Source organism: Streptomyces antibioticus, assembly GCF_002019855.1.
In the GTDB taxonomy this organism is placed as follows: Bacteria; Actinomycetota; Actinomycetes; order Streptomycetales; family Streptomycetaceae; genus Streptomyces; species Streptomyces antibioticus_B.
Window position 1 is genome coordinate 6,914,645 of the sequence record NZ_CM007717.1, and the last position, 14,360, is coordinate 6,929,004.

Consider the following 14,360-nt stretch of genomic DNA (forward strand, 5'->3'; position numbering starts at 1 on the left):
CGCACACGCCCGGAGAGACGAACGGGGGAGATCCGGTGATCCGACCGGCCCTGTCCCGAGGCCGGGTCGTACTGCGGTACACGAGGTACCGAACCGACTGCGCTCACGACGGCTGCGTCACCAGGCCGTCATGAGGAGTGCCGCGAGTGGGTAACTCGCTCGTCTGAGCTTAACCGGTGGGTAACGAGCGCGCCAGCCCCCGGGGTTTGTGATGTAGGTCCCGGCGGCCCCACGACCCCCATAAGCTCGGCTTCATGGACGAAGAGTTGCGGATGCTCACGGAGCGCTTACGGCGGGAGTCGGGCGGCACGGCGGCCTACGAGCGGCTCACCGGCCCCGTCGGCCAGGACGAACTGGCGGCCGTCCTCACCGCACCGGGACAGCCGCTGTGGGCCCGGGAACTGGCCGCGTTCCGGCTGGGGGTGGCGGGCGACCGGCGCGCCTTCGAGGCGCTCGTCCTGCTGCTCAACCACCGCGACCCGCCGCGCTGCGCCTCCGCCGCCCACGCGCTGGCCCGCCTCGGCGATCCGCGCACCGCCCGCGCGGCCGCCGCCCTGGCCACCAACGAACTGCGCGTCGCCTACGCCCTGCACCCGGTGCGGCTGCTGGTGGAGCTGCGCGCGCCGGAGTCCGTACCCGCCCTGATCACCACCTTGCGGCGGCGCCTGAAGCCGCACGACCCCTACCGCCGGGTGGCCCTCGCCTGCGTCGACGGCCTCGGCACCCTGGGCGACGACCGGGCCCGTCCCGTCCTCAACGAGGCCCTGGCCCACCCGCCCCTCGCGGAGGCGGCGGTGCGGGCGCTGACGCTGATCCCCCACCAGCGCTGACCCCGCTCTCCCGTCAGCCCCGGAGCGAGCCCTCAGCCTTCGAGCGGGCGCACGTACCGCACCTCCGGCACCGCGGTCCCCTCCACCTCGAAGGGTTCCTCGGTGCCGTCGGGGCGGAACCCGGCGCGTTCGTAGAAGCGGCGGGCCGGGGTGTTCTCCCTCAGCACCCACAGATACATGCGGCGGGCCTGCCCGCGGGTCCCGGCCCGCCGTACCGACTCCTCCAGCAGAGCGTGTCCGACGCCGCTGCCGAGGTGGTCGCCGCACACATAGATCGCGTACAACTCGGCGTCCCCGGTACGGACCTCGCCCTCCCGGTACGGCCCGAGCGCCGCCCATCCGACCACGGCCCCGCCCCGCTCGGCGACGAGATTCACCACCTCACCGCCCCCGCCGTCCGCGGCCCGCGTGAAGCGCTCGCGGCGCAGCGCGGCGTCCTCGGCGACGCTCAGCGAGTCGAGGTACGACTGCGGCATCAGCCCCCGGTAGGCACGCTGCCAGCCACGAATCCGGATCTCGGAGACCCGGTCGCAGTCGGCGAGGGTCATCTCCCGCACCCCGATCCCCGCGGTCACTCCGCGACCACCGCGAACGCCTCGATCTCCATCAGGAACTCCGGGCGGACCAGCGCGGCGACCTGGACGGCCGAGGCGGCCGGGAGGCGGTCGTCGGGTATGTGGGCGGCGCGGGCCGCGCGGATCGCGGGCATATGGGCCATGTCCGTGACGAAGTAGGTGAGTTTGACGACGTCGTCGAAGGCCGCCCCGGCGGCGGCCAGGCACCGGCTCAGATTCTCGAAGACCTGACGGGCCTGGGCCGCCGCGTCCCCCGCGCCGACCAGGGCGCCGCCCTCGTCGAGCGGCAGTTGGCCGGAGACGGCCACGAGACGGCCGGTGGCCGTCACCACGTGCGTGTACTGGGACGCGGGGGCGACTCCGTCGGGGGCGGGGATCCTGGTCGGCTCGATCATGTGTCCCATGGTGGACCATGGGTCTGACAACGCCCCCGGCGGTCGTCCGTCAGCCGCGGAAGCCCAGCATGCCGTGCAGGATCGTGCCGTGGGCCGTGCGGGAGCCGACCTTCGAGCCCAGCGGCTTCGGTTCGGGCTGGGCCTTGCACTCCGCGTCGACCGAGCCGGTGCCGCGCGGGACGGTGCCGTCGGTCAGATAGGCCGTCAGGTGCTTGTCCAGGCAGGAGTTGCCGCTCAGCGTGATGCCGTGGTTCCCGCCGCCCCGCTCCACCACCAGGCTGGAACCGCGCAGCAGCGCGTGCACCATGGCGCCGCCCTCGTACGGGGTCGCCGCGTCGTCGGTCGCCTGGAACAGCAGCACCGGCGGCAGCTTGCCGTTGCTGATGTCGACCGGGCCCAGCCGCCTGGTCGGCCAGAACGCGCACGGCGCGTTGTACCAGGCGTTGTTCCAGGTCATGAACGGCGCCTTGGTGTGCGTCGACCAGTTGTCGGTGCGCCACTCGTCCCAGTCGCGCGGCCAGTACGCGTCCCGGCACTGCACCGCCGTGTAGACGCTGTAGCCGTTGTCCCCCGAGGCGTCGACGGCGCCGAAGGTCTCGTACGCCTTGACCAGCGGACCGGTGTCCTTCTTCTTCGCGTAGGCGGCGAACGCGTCGGCGAGGTAGGGCCAGTAGCCGTCGTAGTAGCCGCCCGGCAGGAAGGTGTCCTCCAGCTCCGAGGCGCCCACCCGGCCGCCCGCCGGCTTCCTCGCCAGCGCCGCCCGCATCGCGTACCAGCGGGCCTCCACGCGCGCGGGGTCCTTGCCCAGGCCGTACGCCGTGTCGTGCTTGGCGATCCACGCCATCAGGGCGCGGTGACGGTCGTTGAAGGCGAGGTCCTGGGTGAGGTTGTCCTCGTACCAGACCCCGGTGGGGTCGACGACCGAGTCCAGGACCAGTCGCCGCACCCGCTCGGGGAAGAGCTTGGCGTAGACCGCGCCGAGATACGTGCCGTACGAGTAGCCGAAGTAGTTGATCTTCGGTGCGCCGAGCGCCGCGCGGATCAGGTCCATGTCGCGCACGGTGCTCTTCGTGTCGATGAAGGGCAGCACACGCGCGTGCTTCTTCGCGCAGGACTCGGCGAAGGCGCGGGCGCGGTCGAGGTTGGCCCGCTCGATCGCCTCGGTCGACGGCACCGAGTCCGGCCGCACGGCCGCGAAGTGGTTCGGCCGGCACTTCAGGGCGGGCGTGCTCTTTCCCACCCCGCGCGGGTCGAAGCCGATGACGTCGTACTGCGCCGCGACCGCCTTGGGCAGCGCCGACGCCACGTACCCGGCGAGCGAGGTCCCGCTGCCGCCGGGGCCGCCGGGGTTGACCAGCAGCGGCCCCTGGAAGGTCTTCGCGGTGTGCGGGACGCGGGACAGGGCCAGCGTGATCTTCTCCCCGCCGGGTTCGCGATGGTCGAGCGGCACCTTCAGGGACGCGCACTGGAGGGTCGGACGGCTCTCGGTGCCGCACGCCTTCCAGGCGATCTTCGCGGGCGCCCGCACGGTGGACGACGTGCCGGCGGCGGCGGGCCCGGCGGCGCAGGTCCCGGCCGCTACGACGACGACAGCGGCGGCGCACAGCACGGCTGCGCGAGTGTTCATGAAGCCTCCCAGGACGGAGGTGGCGGTGGCCGGACCGCGTGGATCACGGCCCTCGCCGCATCGTCCCGGAAAGATCGTCCGTAAGAACCCGATCTGACGATAGTTGACCCGATTGGGGCGCCCGATGCCCTCGGACGCGCTCAGATCAGGGTGAGTTGCGTGGGCCCGGCCGGCGCCGGCTCCTCCTCCTGCTCGGGCGGCCGGATCCGGCGGGGCATCCCTCCGCGCGCGGGACCGATCCCGTACTCCTCGGCCAGTTCGTGCACCTGACGGGTGATCCGGCGCTGGTACCACTTCGGGGCGTAGGAGCCGTCCGCGTACAGCCGCTCGTAGCGGCGCACCAGATGCGGGTGGTGCTGCCCGAGCCAGGCCATGAACCACTCGCGGGCGCCGGGCCGCAGATGCAGCGCCAGCGGGGTCACCGAGGTGGCCCCCGCCGCCGCGATCGCCCGTACGGTGGCCCGGAGTTGGGCGGGCTCGTCGGAGAGGAACGGGATCACCGGCGCCATCAGCACCCCGACCCCGATGCCGTGCTCGGTCAGCGTGCGCACCACGTCCAGGCGCCGCTCCGGGGCCGGGGTGCCCGGCTCCACGGTCCGCCACAGGCCGGGGTCGGTGAAGCCGACCGAGACGGAGACGCCGATCTCCGTCACCTCCGCGGCCTGCCTCAGCAGCTCCAGATCGCGCAGGATCAGGGTGCCCTTCGTCAGGATCGAGAAGGGGTTGGCGTAGTCGCGCAGCGCGGCCAGGATGCCCGGCATCAGCCGGTAGCGGCCCTCCGCGCGCTGGTAGCAGTCGACGTTGGTGCCCATCGCCACGTGGTCGCCGTGCCAGCGGGACGAGCCGAGCTGGCGGCGCAGCACCTCCGGCGCGTTCACCTTGACCACGATCTGGGTGTCGAAGCCGACACCCGTGTCCAGGTCCAGATAGCTGTGCGTCTTGCGGGCGAAGCAGTACACGCACGCGTGCGTGCAGCCCCGATAGGGGTTCACCGTCCACTCGAACGGCATCCGGGAGGCGCCCGGCACCCGGTTGAGGACCGAGCGCGCCCGGATCTCGTGGAACGTGATGCCGGCGAACTCGGGCGTGTCGAACGTCCTGGTCGTGACCGCGTCCGCGCCGAACAGCGCGGCGTCGGCCGGCCGGTCGTGGCGGGCCTCCGCGGTGAGGTTCTCCCAGCGCATGAACGCCTCCTCGGTAGCACTCGGCCCCACAATAGAACATGTGTTCCCATGATCGTGCGGGACGGTCGTTCGACGCACCGTTTCGGTCGCTCCGCGACCGGTTCCGGGCCCCGATTTGGGCGCCCGAGTCCCGGGGTGGTTGGCTTGCCCCGACCCCGAGATACAAGGCCCTGGAGGAACTCATGGCGCAGGTCGAGGCCACCACCGAGCGCGTCGTCGCGGCGGACCCGGACAAGGTGTTCGACACGCTCGCCGACTACAGCGGCACCCGCGCGAAGCTGCTGCCCGAACAGTTCAGCGAGTACGAGGTGCGCGAGGGCGGCGACGGCGAGGGCACCCTCGTCCACTGGAAGCTCCAGGCCACCAGCAAGCGGGTCCGCGACTGCCTCCTGGAGGTCACCGAGCCGACCGACGGCGAGCTGGTCGAGAAGGACCGCAACTCCTCGATGGTCACCGTCTGGCGCGTCACCCCGGCCGGCGAGGGCCGCTCCCGGGTCGTCGTCACCACCACCTGGACCGGCGCCGGCGGGATCGGCGGCTTCTTCGAGCGCACCTTCGCCCCCAAGGGCCTCGGCCGGATCTACGACGCGATCCTCGCGCGCCTCGCCACCGAGGTGGAGAAGTAGCGCGGATGGCCAACCCCCGGCCGCCCGCCGGGTGTTGAACCCGTTCACCGGTTCGGGTGGTTCTCCCTTGTGACCGGGATGGTGCCGTAACTCGTCGCGCTTGCTCGGAGTTGTCGCTTTTGCGCGGGAACTGTGGGGCAGGTGCGACGAGGGGAGCGGTACATGGGCGGGACCACGCTGGTGCAGGACGAGCCGGTCACGGCCGCGCGTCCGCAGGACCCGCCGCCCCCGGCACCCGCCCCCGCGCCGCCCGCCCTGAGCCCCCGCCGGGTGCGGCTGGTCTTCCTCGCCCTGATGCTCGCGCTGCTCCTCGCCGCGCTGGAGCAGATGATCGTCGCCACCGCGCTGCCGAAGATCGTCGGCGAACTGCACGGCCTGGACCGGATGTCCTGGGCGATCACGGCCTATCTGCTCACCGCCACCGTCGGACTGCCCGTCTACGGCAAGCTCGGCGACCTCCTCGGCCGCAAGGGCGTCTTCCAGTTCGCCATCGTCGTCTTCGTCGTCGGCTCCGCGCTGGCCGGCCGGGCGCAGACCATGGACCAGCTCATCGCCTTCCGCGCGGTCCAGGGCGTCGGCGCCGGCGGCCTGATGATCGGCGTCCAGGCGATCATCGCCGACATCGTGCCGCCCCGTGAACGCGGCCGGTTCATGGGGCTCATCGGCGCCGCCTTCGGCCTCGCCTCCGTCGCCGGACCCCTGCTCGGCGGCTACTTCACCGACCATCTCTCCTGGCGCTGGTGCTTCTACGTCAACATCCCCTTCGGCCTGCTCACCCTCGCCGTCGTCGCCCTCGTCCTCGACCTCCCCAAACCGGCCGCGAAGCCCCGGTTCGACGTCCTGGGCGCGCTGTTGCTCGCCGCCGCCTCCACCTGCCTGGTCCTGCTGACCAGTTGGGGCGGCACCGAGTACGCCTGGGACTCGCGCGTCGTCCTCGGCCTCGGCGCCGGCGCGGCCGCGGCCACCCTCCTCTTCCTGCTCACCGAGCGCCGCGCCGCCGAACCCCTCATCCCGCTCCGGCTGTTCAGGGACTCCGTCTTCAACGTCACCGGACTCGTCGGCCTGGTGACCGGCGTCGCGCTGTTCGGCGCGGCCAGCTATCTGCCGACCTTCCTCCAGATGGCCGACGGCGCCACCGCCACGGAGTCCGGGCTGCTGATGCTGCCCATGATGGGCGGCATCGTCGGCGCCTCCGTGATCTCCGGCCAACTCGTCAGCCGCACCGGCCGGTACAAGCTGTACCCGGTCCTCGGCGGCGCGCTCTCCGCGCTCGGCATGTGGCTGCTCTCCCGGCTCGAAGCCGACACGCCCCGCCTCCACTACAGCCTGTGGATGGCCGTCCTCGGCGCCGGCATCGGCCTCGCGATGCCCGTGCTGATCCTCGCCGTGCAGAACTCCGTGCGCCCCGCCGACCTCGGCACCGCCACCAGCGCCAACAACTACTTCCGGCAGATCGGCGGCAGCGTCGGCGCCGCCGTCTTCGGCACCCTCTTCGCCGGCCGGCTCACCGACGCCCTGCACGAGCGGCTGCCCGCCGACGCCGGACTGCCCGACCCCGAGTCCCTCACCCCGCAGCTCGTCCACGCGCTGCCCCCGGCCCTGCGCGACGCCTACGTCGGCGCCTACGCCGACGCCATGCCGAGGATCTTCCTGTACCTCGTGCCCGTGCTCGTCGCCGGCCTGCTCATCGCCTGCTTCCTCAAGGAGAAACCGCTGGTGTCCCACCCCACCGCCGGCACGGAGCCCGCGCCCGTGCCCGTCCCGCAGGCCCGCACCCACCCCGCCGACGACCGGACGTCCCTCGCGTTCCGCCCGCCGTACACCGCAGGCATCCCCGTCTGCGGCACCGTGCAGCACCCCGACGGCACCGTCGTACCGCGCGCCGCGCTCACCCTCATCGACGTCTCGGGGCAGCAGATCGGGCGCGGCGCCAGCGGCGACGACGGACGGTACGCGCTGTCCACGCCCGGCACCGGCGCCTACGTCCTGATCGCCGCGGCCGGCGGCCACCAGCCGCAGGCCGTCTCCGTCACCGTCGGTGAACGCCCCGTCGAGCTGGACGTCGTCCTCGGCGGCGCCGGACGCCTCGCCGGGACCGTCGTCACCGCCGACGGCACGCCCGTGCGGGACGCCGTCGTCACCCTCACCAATGTGCACGGCGAGGTCGTCGCCGCCACCCGCAGCGGGCGCGAGGGCGGCTATGTCATCACCGACCTGGTGGCCGGCGAGTACACCCTCGCCGGCAGCGCGCCCGCCTTCCGCCCGGCCGCCCTGCCGGTCACCGTCCAGGCGTCCCGCGAGACCCGCCAGGACGTCGAACTGGCCGGCGGCGCCGTACTGCGCGGCACCGTGCGCGCGGGCGGCGGACGGCCCGTCGAGGACGCCCGCGTGACCCTGCTCGACGCCGCGGGCAATGTGGTCGACACCCTCACCACGGGCCCCGACGGCACCTTCCGTTTCGTCGACCTGTCCTCCGGCGAGTACACCGTCATCGCCGCCGGCTATCCGCCCGTCGCCACCGTCCTCCAGGTGGCGGGCGGCGGCCGCACCGAGCGTGACCTGCAACTCGGCCACGAGGACTGATCGCGCGCCCCGGCGCGTGGCACGGGCGCGTGCCCCGGCGCGTGCTGCCGAAACCAATTCCAGAATTGCCGCACATCCCCGCCGCCGCGCGCCGTACGGTGGTGGTTACGGAACAGATCTTGCGTAGCTCTGGGGAGAGAGGGCCTGGGCCGTGGACCGTGGCACCGAGAGAGACGCACCTCCCCGCGGCACGGCGGACGACGCCACGGGCGACGGCACCGGCAGCGCCGGGCGCGTCCCGCTGGCGGCGGTCGTCGTCGACCGCGAGGGCCTCGTCTCGCACTGGAGCACCGGCGCGCGCCGGCTCTTCGGCGTCCCCGAGGCCGAGGCGATCGGCCGGCCCGCGCTCGACCTGCTGCCCGTCTCCGGCGCCCTCCCCGACCCCGACGACGACCCGCCGTACGGCGCGTACGACGCCTACGACGGACTCGGGCCCGGCCTGGAGCCCTCCCTCGACCGCGGGCTCGGCCACCCCGCCGCCGGACGGGCCCGGCTGACCGTGCCCGAACGCGACCGCGTCGATGTGCTCTGGTGGGCCTACCCGCTGGTCGGACCCGGCCCGGAGCGGCTGCTCGTGCTCGCCGCCGACGCGGGCGCGCTGCACCGGGCGGACGTCGTCGGCGGCGCGGCCGTCGAGCACATCGCGCCCGGCTTCGCCCTGCACACCGACGTCCCCGACGCCGAGGACTTCGCCCGCAGGCTCCCCGAGATGCTGCCCGGCATGAGCGCCGGCGCCGGTGCCCGCATCGCCGCGCAGATCCTCGAACTCGGCTACCCCGTCATGGAGTTCAGCCAGAACGAGCGGGTGGCCGTCACCCCCGACTGGGGCGTGGCCCGGCGCGCCGAACGCGGCGGCCGACGGGAGCGGACCGTCCGGACCGTCACCGAGGGCCGGCCACCACCGGACGACTCCGACACCTCCGACGACCCCGACGGCTCCGATCGCTCCGACGGCGACCTGACGGACCTCGAACACCCCGCGCTGCGTGCCCGCCTGGCGTTCGTCGCCGGTCCCGGTCCGTGGCCGGCCGGCTGCTGAGAGATCAGGCCGAGGCCAGCCGCGCCAGCGTCTCCTCGAAGGGACGCGCGTCCTTCGGCGGCCGGTTGTACGGCAGCCGCGCCAGCAGCACGGCCATACCGCAGGTGCCGGTCGCCCCCGAGAAGAACAGGCCCGCGCCGACCAGCCCGGACAGCCAGTGCGCGGGCGGCCAGACCAGCCCCGCGAGGAAGCCCACGAGCACCAGGGCACCGGCGGCCAGCCGGACCTGACGGTCCATCGGCCACCGGGCCACCGCTCCCGACGGGCGCTCCACGGGCAGCCCGGCCGCCGCCCAGCCACCGGTGCCGCCTTCCAGCGTCGCCGCCTCCACGCCCAGCGCCACGAGTTGCTCGCAGCCCCGGGCGGACCGGGCCCCGGACGCGCAGACGATCAGCAGCGGCCCGCGCGCGGCGGCCGCCGCGAGGGCGGACGCGGCCTCGCCGAGCCGGTCCAGCGGGACGTTGAGGGCGCCGGGCAGCCGGCCGCCGACGTACTCGCCGGGGGTGCGGACGTCGACGACGGTGAACTCGGCGTACCGGGCGCTCGCCTCGGCGGCGGTCAGCCGGGCCGGGACGGTCGGGGGAGGGGTCACGGAACAGATCCTTTCGTCGAAACGTTGTCCCCCGCGGGTAGGATACCCATGGGGGTATATGTGGGGCACTGGAGGAGGAATCGTGCAACTCGACATGTCGGCCGAGGAGCTGAAGTCGGCGCTCAACCGGCTGCGGCGGGCCCAGGGCCAGCTCGCGGGTGTGATCCGGATGATCGAGGAGGGCCGGGACTGCGAGGACGTGGTCACCCAGCTCGCCGCGGTCTCGCGGGCGCTGGACCGGGCCGGCTTCTCGATCATCGCGACCGGACTGGAACAGTGCATGACCAGCGAGGACCCTGAGGTGCGGGACTCCGCGCAGATGCGGGCCCGGCTGGAGAAGCTGTTCCTGTCGCTGGCCTGACGCCGCGGTTGGCGGAACGGCTTTTCAGTTTCGCGGAACGGCTTCTCACCGGGCGTCCGTTCACCACACGGCCGTCACCGCCATCCCCGCCGCGACCGTCAGCAGCACCGCGCCGAAGGTCCGCCGCAGGGTCGCGGCCGGCACCTTCGCCGCGAGCCGTCCGCCGTCCCACGCCCCCAGGACGGCGGCCGCCAGGAACGGCAGGATCAGCGCCCAGTCCAGGTCCACGGCCGTGTACGCCCGGGCGCCCAGGGCGACCAGCGCGTTGGCGACGATCACCAGCAGGCTGGTGCCCACCGCCGCGTCCATCGGCACGGCCAGCACCCCCACCAGCGCCGGTACGGCGAGGAACCCGCCGCCGACCCCGAGGAACCCGGTGACCGCGCCCAGCCCGGCCCCGGCGCCCAGCGCACGTACCCCGGAGACCCGGCCGGTGCCGCCCGGCGCCCCGCCGCGCAGCATCCGGACGGCGGCCAGGGCGGCGAGCGCCGCGAACAGCGCCGTCAGCACACCCGCCGGAATCCGGGCCGACAGGGCGCCCGCCACGGCGGCGGGGAGCAGTCCGGCCGCCGCGAACAGCAGCCCGGCCCGCCAGCGCACCGACCCCGTCCGGGCGTGGGCGGCCAGCGCGGTGACCGAGGTGACGATCACGATGACCAGGGCGCCGGTGGTGGCCGCCGCCGGATCGAAGCCCAGCAAATAGATCAGCGCGGGCACGGTCAGGATGCTGCCGCCCGCCCCGAGCGCGCCCAGCGCCAGCCCGACCAGACCGCCGGCCAGCAGCGCCAGAACCAGCGCGCTCATGCGTCCGGGGCTTCGGCGGCGGCTTCGGCGCCGGCTTCAGCGGGGGCCGCGGCGAGGGGGAGCCCGGCCTCGGCGGCCGCGGCGAAGCCGTCGTCCACGGCGACCACCGACCGTCCCGCCGCGTCCAGCACGGACGCGGCGACGGCCGCGCGCATCCCGCCCGCGCAGTGCACCCACACCGTGCCCGGCGGCACCTCGGCGAGCCGCCGGGGGAGCTGGTGGACCGGGATGTGCGTGCTGCCGTCGATCCAGCCGCCCGCCCGCTCGGCGTCCCGCCGGACGTCCAGGACGACCACGTCCTCCCGGCGCGCCCGGGCGGCCGCCAGACCGGCGAACGTCGACCGCGGGAAGGCGGCGGGCTCCACCCCGTCGGCGAGCCAGTCGGCGGGGGCGCCGACGGCCGCCGCGGCCGGGCGGTCGATGCCGACCCGGGCCAGCTCGCGCTGGGCGCGGGCGACGTCCTCGGCGGTCGCGGCGAGCAGGGTCACCGGCCGGCCCCACGGGACCAGCCAGGCCAGATAGGTCGCGAGCTGCCCGTCGACCTCGAAGTTGAACGACCCGGACACATGCCCCTCGGCGAACGCCGTCCGGCTGCGCAGGTCCACCACCCACTCGCCGGCCGCCAGCCGGCGCGCGATCTCGGCCGCGTCGGCCCGCCGGGGCGGGGTCAGATCGAGGGGCGCGGGGCCTTGGGCGTTGGCCGGGCCCATGTGCGCGTAGTACGCGGGGACGTCGTCCAGACCGGCCAACAGCTCCTTCACGAACGTGTCCACGTCCTGCGCGAGCACGGGGTTGGACGCCTTCTCGGCGCCGATCGTGCTGTGCGTGTGCCCGGCCGGGGCGGACGAGCAGAAGCTGCCGAAGCCGTGCGTGGGCAGAACGGCGACCTCGTCGTCCAGACCGGCCGCGAGCCGGTGCGCGGAGGCGTGCTGGGCGCGGGCCAGCGACTCGGTCAGCCGGGGTTCGACCAGGTCGGGGCGGCCCACGCCGCCGATCAGCAGCGAGCCCCCGGTGAAGGCGGCCACCGCCCTGCCGGAGTCCTCCAGCACGTACGCGGTGTGGTGCGGGGTGTGCCCCGGGGTGGCCACGGCCCGCAGCACCAGGTCCTCGTCCACCTGCTCGACGTCCCCGTCCGCGACCGGCACGCGCGCGTACGCCACCTCGGCACCGGCCGGCACCAGATAGCGGGCCCCGGTCAGCCGGGCCAGCTCCAGGCCGCCGGACACGTAGTCGTTGTGCACATGGGTCTCGGCGACGGCGACGATCCGCACCCCGCGCCGGGCCGCCGCGGCGATCACCCGGTCGATGTCGCGCGGCGGGTCCACGACGACGGCCGCCCGCGCCCCGCCCGCCAGATGGCTGCGGTTGCCCAGCCCCTCGGTCTCCAGGACGTCGGCAAAGAACACGGCACTCTCCCTCACTGCGATGCGCTGAGAAATTACCCCCGGGGGTATCCGAACCCGTACTCCACGGTAGCAGAGATACCCCAGGGGGTATTTTCGGAGCGGTGGGCGGTGCCGTACGGGCCGCCCGGCCCCGGCCCGCTAAGCTCGGGGCCTGCTGGACGGATCAGGACGGAGCCCGCGCATGAAGATCCTCATCAGCGCCGACATGGAAGGCGCCACCGGCGTCACCTGGCCCGCCGACGTCCTGCCCGGCACCCCCCAGTGGGAGCGCTGCCGGGCGATGTTCACCTCGGACGTCGACGCGGCCGTCCGCGGCTTCTACGACGGCGGCGCCGACGAGGTGCTGATCAACGAGGCCCACTGGACCATGCGCAACCTGCTCCTGGAGCGGCTCGACGAACGCGCCCAGATGCTCACCGGCAAACACAAGGACCTCTCCATGGTCGAGGGCGTGCAGCACGGCGACGTCGACGGCATCGCCTTCGTCGGCTACCACGCGGGCGCCGGCATGGAGGGCGTCCTCGCCCACACCTACCTCGCCAACTCCATCACCGGCGTCTGGCTGAACGGCGTACGGGCCAGCGAGGGCCTGCTCAACGCGCACGTCGTCGCCGAGTACGGCGTCCCGGTCGTCCTCGTCACCGGGGACGACGTGGCCTGCGAGGACGCCCTCGGCTACGCGCCCGGCGCGCTCAAGGTCGCCGTCAAGGACCATGTCTCGCGGTACGCGGCCGTGTGCCGGACCCCCGCGCGCACCGCCGCCGACATCCGGGCCGCCGCCAAGGAGGCCGCCGCGCTCGCGGTCCGCCGCGAGCCCGAGAGCGACGGGCCCTTCACCGTCGAGGTGGAGTTCGACGCCGAGCACCTCGCCCGCGCCGCGACCGTCGTCCCCGGGGTGGGCCTGGCGGGCGAGCGCCGCATCGCGTACACCAGCGGCACGATGTACGAAGGCATCCGCACCTTCAAGGCGGTGACCACGATCGCCTCCGCGGCGATCGAGGAGCAGTATGGCTGAGGAGCACCATGGCTGACGCACAGGCGAGGGACGAGGTCGTCCGTTTCACTTCCGACCTCATTCGCATCGACACCACCAACCGGGGCGGCGGGGACTGCCGGGAGCGGCCCGCCGCCGAGTACGCGGCCGCGCTGCTCGCCGACACCGGGGTGGAACCGGTCCTCCTCGAACGCACCCCGGGACGCGCCAACGTCGTCGCCCGGATCGAGGGCACCGACCCGTCCGCCGACGCGCTGCTCGTCCACGGCCATCTGGACGTCGTCCCCGCCGAGGCCGCCGACTGGAGCGTGCACCCCTTCTCCGGGGAGGTGCGCGACGGCGTCGTCTGGGGGCGCGGCGCGGTCGACATGAAGAACATGGACGCGATGATCCTCGCGGTGCTGCGCTCCTGGGCCCGCGAGGGCGTACGGCCCCGCCGCGACCTCGTGGTGGCCTTCACCGCCGACGAGGAGGCCAGCGCCGAGGACGGCTCCGGCTTCCTCGCCGACCGGCACGCCGCGCTCTTCGAGGGCTGTACGGAGGCGATCGGCGAGTCCGGGGCGTTCACCTTCCACGACGGCGCCGGACGCGAGATCTACCCGATCGCCGCGGGGGAGCGCGGCACCGGCTGGCTCAAGCTCACCGCGCGCGGCCGCGCCGGACACGGCTCCAAGGTCAACCGCGACAACGCGGTGACCCGGCTGGCCGCCGCCGTCACCCGGATCGGCGAGCACCGCTGGCCGCTCCGCCTCACCCCGACCGTGCGCGCCGCGCTCACCGAACTCGCCGCCCTGTACGGCATCGACGCCGATCTGAGCGACGCGGCGGGCGTCGACGCGCTGCTCGACAAGCTCGGCCCGGCCGCCTCCCTCGTCGAGGCGACCGTCCGCAACAGCGCCAACCCGACCATGCTGAGCGCCGGTTACAAGGTCAACGTGATCCCGGGCGAGGCATCGGCCTTCGTCGACGGACGCTTCCTCCCGGGCGGCGAGGACGAGTTCCGCACCACCCTCGACGACCTCACCGGCCCCGACGTCGACTGGGAGTTCCACCACCGCGAAGTCGCCCTCCAGGCACCGCTGGACACCCCGCTCTACGCACAGATGCGGGCCGCCGTCCAGGAGTTCGCGCCCGAGGGGCACGTGGTGCCGTACTGCATGTCCGGCGGCACGGACGCCAAGCAGTTCTCCCGGCTCGGCATCACCGGCTACGGCTTCGCGCCGCTGCGGCTGCCGGTGGGCTTCGACTACCAGGCGATGTTCCACGGCGTCGACGAACGCGTCCCCGTGGAGGCACTGCGCTTCGGCGTGGACGTCCTCGACCGCTTCCTGCGCACGGCCTAGG

At 73.8% G+C, this 14,360-nt stretch carries 13 protein-coding genes and 1 pseudogene; 7 read left to right on the forward strand and 7 right to left on the reverse strand.

The features are described 5' to 3' along the window. Positions 1-254: 254 nt before the first annotated feature. Positions 255-830, forward strand: coding sequence for an adenylosuccinate lyase (locus tag AFM16_RS31220; protein WP_078635770.1), 576 nt, complete (start codon positions 255-257; stop codon positions 828-830). Between the two features lie 32 nt (positions 831-862). Here the strand turns inward: AFM16_RS31220 and AFM16_RS31225 are convergent, their stop codons facing one another. The 4 genes from AFM16_RS31225 to AFM16_RS31240 all read right to left on the reverse strand — a co-directional run bounded on the left by AFM16_RS31225 (position 863) and on the right by AFM16_RS31240 (position 4,611). Next, positions 863-1,378 (reverse strand): GNAT family N-acetyltransferase, encoded by a 516-nt coding sequence (locus AFM16_RS31225; RefSeq protein WP_078637148.1) that lies wholly within the window; start codon positions 1,376-1,378, stop codon positions 863-865. Positions 1,379-1,401: 23 nt separating this feature from the next. After that, positions 1,402-1,800: a RidA family protein gene (locus AFM16_RS31230; RefSeq protein ID WP_030789138.1), complete on the reverse strand. Its 399-nt coding sequence runs from the start codon at positions 1,798-1,800 to the stop codon at positions 1,402-1,404. 49 nt (positions 1,801-1,849) lie between these two features. Then, positions 1,850-3,427 (reverse strand): alpha/beta hydrolase, encoded by a 1,578-nt coding sequence (locus AFM16_RS31235; protein WP_078635772.1) that lies wholly within the window; start codon positions 3,425-3,427, stop codon positions 1,850-1,852. Between the two features lie 140 nt (positions 3,428-3,567). After that, positions 3,568-4,611: an Rv2578c family radical SAM protein gene (locus AFM16_RS31240; protein WP_078635774.1), complete on the reverse strand. Its 1,044-nt coding sequence runs from the start codon at positions 4,609-4,611 to the stop codon at positions 3,568-3,570. A 182-nt stretch (positions 4,612-4,793) separates the two neighbouring features. Here AFM16_RS31240 and AFM16_RS31245 point away from each other — a divergent pair, with 182 nt between their 5' ends. The 3 genes and pseudogenes from AFM16_RS31245 to AFM16_RS31255 form a co-directional block, all read left to right on the forward strand. After that, on the forward strand, positions 4,794-5,237 hold the full coding sequence (locus AFM16_RS31245; RefSeq protein WP_030789144.1) for an SRPBCC family protein: 444 nt from the start codon (positions 4,794-4,796) through the stop codon (positions 5,235-5,237). A gap of 162 nt (positions 5,238-5,399) precedes the next feature. Continuing rightward, positions 5,400-7,820 carry an MFS transporter gene (locus AFM16_RS31250; protein WP_078635776.1) on the forward strand — a complete coding sequence of 807 codons (2,421 nt, stop codon included), beginning with the start codon at positions 5,400-5,402 and terminating at the stop codon, positions 7,818-7,820. Between the two features lie 151 nt (positions 7,821-7,971). Continuing rightward, positions 7,972-8,826: pseudogene (locus tag AFM16_RS31255) on the forward strand (PAS domain-containing protein); the annotation flags it as partial. Positions 8,827-8,863: 37 nt separating this feature from the next. Here the strand turns inward: AFM16_RS31255 and AFM16_RS31260 are convergent. After that, a complete protein-coding gene (locus AFM16_RS31260; protein WP_245177844.1) occupies positions 8,864-9,451 on the reverse strand; it encodes a rhodanese-like domain-containing protein in 588 nt (195 codons plus the stop codon). An 82-nt stretch (positions 9,452-9,533) separates the two neighbouring features. Here AFM16_RS31260 and AFM16_RS31265 point away from each other — a divergent pair, with 82 nt between their 5' ends. After that, the gene (locus AFM16_RS31265) at positions 9,534-9,812 is read left to right on the forward strand and encodes a metal-sensitive transcriptional regulator (RefSeq protein WP_030789151.1); all 279 of its coding nucleotides are present in this window, start codon (positions 9,534-9,536) and stop codon (positions 9,810-9,812) included. Positions 9,813-9,872: 60 nt separating this feature from the next. Here AFM16_RS31265 and AFM16_RS31270 read toward each other — a convergent pair whose 3' ends face one another. Together AFM16_RS31270 and AFM16_RS31275 are read right to left on the reverse strand one after the other, a co-directional pair. After that, a complete protein-coding gene (locus AFM16_RS31270; protein ID WP_078635778.1) occupies positions 9,873-10,616 on the reverse strand; it encodes a sulfite exporter TauE/SafE family protein in 744 nt (247 codons plus the stop codon). Then, positions 10,613-12,022, reverse strand: coding sequence for an MBL fold metallo-hydrolase (locus AFM16_RS31275; RefSeq protein WP_078635780.1), 1,410 nt, complete (start codon positions 12,020-12,022; stop codon positions 10,613-10,615). The genes AFM16_RS31270 and AFM16_RS31275 overlap by 4 nt, the downstream gene beginning before the upstream one ends. A gap of 181 nt (positions 12,023-12,203) precedes the next feature. Here AFM16_RS31275 and AFM16_RS31280 point away from each other — a divergent pair, with 181 nt between their 5' ends. Beyond that, positions 12,204-13,037 (forward strand): M55 family metallopeptidase, encoded by an 834-nt coding sequence (locus tag AFM16_RS31280; protein WP_030789160.1) that lies wholly within the window; start codon positions 12,204-12,206, stop codon positions 13,035-13,037. Positions 13,038-13,045: 8 nt separating this feature from the next. Beyond that, positions 13,046-14,359 (forward strand): M20/M25/M40 family metallo-hydrolase, encoded by a 1,314-nt coding sequence (locus AFM16_RS31285; protein ID WP_078635782.1) that lies wholly within the window; start codon positions 13,046-13,048, stop codon positions 14,357-14,359. The last annotated feature ends 1 nt before the right edge of the window (position 14,360 follow it).

What these genes read in the sequence shown, in the direction of transcription:
- AFM16_RS31220 (WP_078635770.1), top strand. Translation starts at nt 255, where the DNA reads ATGGACGAAGAGTTGCGGATGCTCACGGAGCGCTTACGGCGGGAGTCG.
- AFM16_RS31225 (WP_078637148.1), bottom strand. Translation starts at nt 1,378, where the DNA reads ATGACCCTCGCCGACTGCGACCGGGTCTCCGAGATCCGGATTCGTGGC.
- AFM16_RS31230 (WP_030789138.1), bottom strand. Translation starts at nt 1,800, where the DNA reads ATGATCGAGCCGACCAGGATCCCCGCCCCCGACGGAGTCGCCCCCGCG.
- AFM16_RS31235 (WP_078635772.1), bottom strand. Translation starts at nt 3,427, where the DNA reads ATGAACACTCGCGCAGCCGTGCTGTGCGCCGCCGCTGTCGTCGTCGTA.
- AFM16_RS31240 (WP_078635774.1), bottom strand. Translation starts at nt 4,611, where the DNA reads ATGCGCTGGGAGAACCTCACCGCGGAGGCCCGCCACGACCGGCCGGCC.
- AFM16_RS31245 (WP_030789144.1), top strand. Translation starts at nt 4,794, where the DNA reads ATGGCGCAGGTCGAGGCCACCACCGAGCGCGTCGTCGCGGCGGACCCG.
- AFM16_RS31250 (WP_078635776.1), top strand. Translation starts at nt 5,400, where the DNA reads ATGGGCGGGACCACGCTGGTGCAGGACGAGCCGGTCACGGCCGCGCGT.
- AFM16_RS31270 (WP_078635778.1), bottom strand. Translation starts at nt 10,616, where the DNA reads ATGAGCGCGCTGGTTCTGGCGCTGCTGGCCGGCGGTCTGGTCGGGCTG.
- AFM16_RS31280 (WP_030789160.1), top strand. Translation starts at nt 12,204, where the DNA reads ATGAAGATCCTCATCAGCGCCGACATGGAAGGCGCCACCGGCGTCACC.
- AFM16_RS31285 (WP_078635782.1), top strand. Translation starts at nt 13,046, where the DNA reads ATGGCTGACGCACAGGCGAGGGACGAGGTCGTCCGTTTCACTTCCGAC.